The 3,196-nt window shown below is 62.5% G+C and carries 3 protein-coding genes; all 3 read left to right on the top strand.

The features are described from left to right. Nucleotides 1-71 precede the first annotated feature (71 nt). On the top strand, nt 72-1,355 hold the full coding sequence (locus BMX36_RS21095; protein ID WP_010408731.1) for a glycoside hydrolase family 130 protein: 1,284 nt from the start codon (nt 72-74) through the stop codon (nt 1,353-1,355). Nucleotides 1,356-1,766: 411 nt separating this feature from the next. Further along, nucleotides 1,767-1,988 (top strand): hypothetical protein, encoded by a 222-nt coding sequence (locus BMX36_RS21100; RefSeq protein ID WP_010408734.1) that lies wholly within the window; start codon nt 1,767-1,769, stop codon nt 1,986-1,988. Nucleotides 1,989-2,185: 197 nt separating this feature from the next. Further along, nucleotides 2,186-3,121, top strand: a complete 936-nt coding sequence (locus tag BMX36_RS21105) for an NAD(P)/FAD-dependent oxidoreductase (RefSeq protein ID WP_016510913.1) — start codon at nt 2,186-2,188, stop codon at nt 3,119-3,121. The last annotated feature ends 75 nt before the right edge of the window (nt 3,122-3,196 follow it).

Below are 3,196 nucleotides of genomic sequence, written 5' to 3' on the forward strand. Positions count from 1 at the left end.
ATGATTCCACGAGGATCCGCTTTGATGGCCAAGCCCGCCCATTCACATACCGCAATTCGAGAAAGCCAGACATGATCCAGCGCGCTAAGCTCCGTTTTCCTCATGTGACGCTACGGCCCGACCCGTCGCGTACCCTGGTCAGGCCGTTTGAGCCCGGCTATCCGCGAGGTTTCGACGCTGGCACGACCCGCACTCAGGAAACGGTCAATCTGATCCTGTCGCTCGGCGAGGCGGAGCTGACCCGTCAGCTGGAGGGCGTCACCGCGTCCCTGGATGAGAACCACCGCGACGTCGACACGATGCTGCGGCGGCGTTTTGACGAGGTCGCCGATCACTTCGACGGCGCCGATCGCTGCGACGATGCGCGACGCCGACTGATCGGAGCCTATTTCAGTCAGGAATACGCCTATGAGAGCGCGGCGTTGTTCAATCCCAGCGCCGTGCTGCATCCCGACCAAAGCGACGTTGGCGATGGCGAGGTTCGGTTTATCCTCTCGCTGCGCGGGATCGGCGAGGGCCATCTGTCTTCAGTTACCTTCCGTACGGGGCGGTGGAAGCCGGGCGGCACGCTGGTTGTGGACGATCCCAGCTCGGTGTCGATGCAGCCCATTATCGAGCGTGCCGATACAGACGACCTCGCCCGGCTTCGGTATGACGGCAGCGAGACCTTGTCGGAAACTGTGCTGTTTCCCGTGCTGCCTAGCCAACGCCAGGGGATCGAGGATCTCAGGCTGGTCCGCTTTGACGAAGGCGACGGCACATTCGCCTACCATGGTACATACACTGCGTTCAGCGGCGCGGAGGCGCGATCGGAGCTGCTGACCACGACCGACTTCAGAACGTTCGAGATGCGCGCGCTTACCGGCGATGCCTCATTGGGCAAGGGGATGGCGCTTTTTCCCCGTCGGATCGATGGCCTGTTCGCGATGCTCGGTCGCCAGGACAACAAGAACATCTGGCTACTGAGATCGGACGACATCCTCCACTGGGGCGGTGGCGCCAAGCTGATCGAGCCGCGGTATCCGTGGGAGTTTGTCCAGATGGGCAATTGCGGCTCACCGATCGAGGTGGACGAGGGCTGGCTCGTCTTGACGCACGGGGTTGGCACGGTGCGCAACTACTGCATCGGCGCCTGCCTGCTCGACAAAAACGACCCCTCGAAGCTTTTGGCGCGGACGCCTCGCCCGGTTCTGGCTCCCAGCCCTAAACAGCGCGACGGCTATGTTCCTAATGTCGTCTACAGCTGCGGCGCGCTCGTCGTCGGCCGCGATCTACTGCTCCCCTACGCAGTGGCGGACAGCTTCACCGCGTTCGCGACCACGACGGTCGACGATCTGCTCGCAGTGATGGAGTGATTGGGCGGCGTGCCTTGAGGGATTTCACCGCCGATTGCGTATTTAATAATATGAGCGGTTCTGGTGCGCCTGGTCAGTCGGTGGTTCCGGCCAGCGCCTGGATCCGCAGCAGCGTTTGAGGCGGTGCATGCGCCTTGCAGCCTTGGCGACTATCGTGATCCAGGCCCAAGCGATGGAGGCTTTCGCATGTCACCGCAGATTCTGAAGCTTTCGGCACTTTCCGGACTCGCAGCGGCGCTCGGCGGGTGCGCGACCTATGGGCCGCCCAGCCGTAACATCGCCTATTTCGCAGTGCCGTGTAATACGCCGGGAGCTTTCGTAGCGCAGCCCTTGTCAGCGCCGGACGCGCCTCCAGCCACGCCCGGTCCCGGGGGACCCGGCGGCCCAGCCGCGCAAAATGTGCAAGCTTGCATGATCGCGGTGCCCGCCCAAAATTTGGCATATAATGCGCGCTATCGGGGGGGCGGGGGCTATTACGATCCCTATTATGGCTATCCCGGCTATGGGTCGCCCTTCTATGGTTCGATTGGGATCGGCTTCGGACTTCACGGCGGTGGTTATGGACACGGTGGCAGCTTTGGCCATCGCGGCGGCTTCGGTCATGGTGGGGGCGGCGGTCATGGCGGCCACTGACGCGCCGATCTGTTCGAGCTTGTTCGTACGGGAAGCGTAGCCGCAGCGACACCATCCGACTTTGCTTGGATGACGACTGCCGGGCGTATTCGGGACAGGAATCATCCTACGCGACACCCGGCGTGTGAGGGACGAACGCCGTGCGCACGTAAATGTGAATAGAGCGCGCGCTAGAGCCGGCTTGGGAGAATGGCTTTATGCGTACAGCAGCTGACACGTCGACGTCGCAGGAAAACGTGGATTGCATCATCATCGGCGGTGGCCCCGCCGGACTGACGGCCGCGACCTATCTCGGGCGCTTTCTACGCAACTGTGTCGTCATCGACGCGGGAGCGGGGCGTGCGAGTTCGATTCCGCGGTCACACAATTTGCCGGGCTTTCCAGACGGGATTGGTGGTGCTGATCTGCTATCGCGGATGAAACGGCAAGCACAGGCTTACGGCGCGACGATCGAGCAGGGCAAGGTGGTTCGCCTGGCGATCGTCGAGGACGGGTTCTCCGTCGCGACGGAAACGACAAGCTGGCAAGGCCGTACCGTGATCTTGGCGACCGGCGTCCGAAATCACCGGCCTTCAATGCCTCAGGCGTCGCACGATGCTGCATTGGCGCGCGGCCTGATCCGCTATTGCCCGGTGTGCGACGCTTACGAAGCGAAGGGCGCCAATATCGCTGTGCTGGGCTGTGACGATCATGGTGCTGCCGAGGCCGAGTTCCTCCGCCCCTATGGCGCGCGGGTGACGCTGCTGGCGCAGCGCTCGCCCGAACTCTCCTGGCCGGATGAGGCGCGGCTTATTAGGCTCGGTGTCGACGTCATCAAGGAAGCGGTGAACCAGATATCGATCGAAGGCGATCAGATCGCGGTTCGACTGGCAGATGGGCGTCGCCTCTCGTTTGATACCCTGTATCCGGCACTTGGCTCCTCGCCGCATACGCAACTCGTCGCCGGGATCGGCGTGAAGCTTGGCGAAGGCGGCTGCGTTGTCACCGACGCCCATCAACAGACCTCGGTTAGCGGTTTGTACGCGGCTGGCGATGTCGTCGAAAGTCTCGATCAGATCAGCGTTGCAATGGGTCAGGCCGCGCAGGCAGCGACGGCGATTCACAACTCGCTCCGCGCCAGCGAGGACAAGTAAGCCGGTTGGAGCATCGACCGAAAATATAACATAAGTGCTCGCATCCCGATCCGGTTAAGTCTCGGGATGCGAACC

The organism is Sphingomonas sp. OV641, assembly GCF_900109205.1.
GTDB lineage: Bacteria > Pseudomonadota > Alphaproteobacteria > Sphingomonadales > Sphingomonadaceae > Sphingomonas.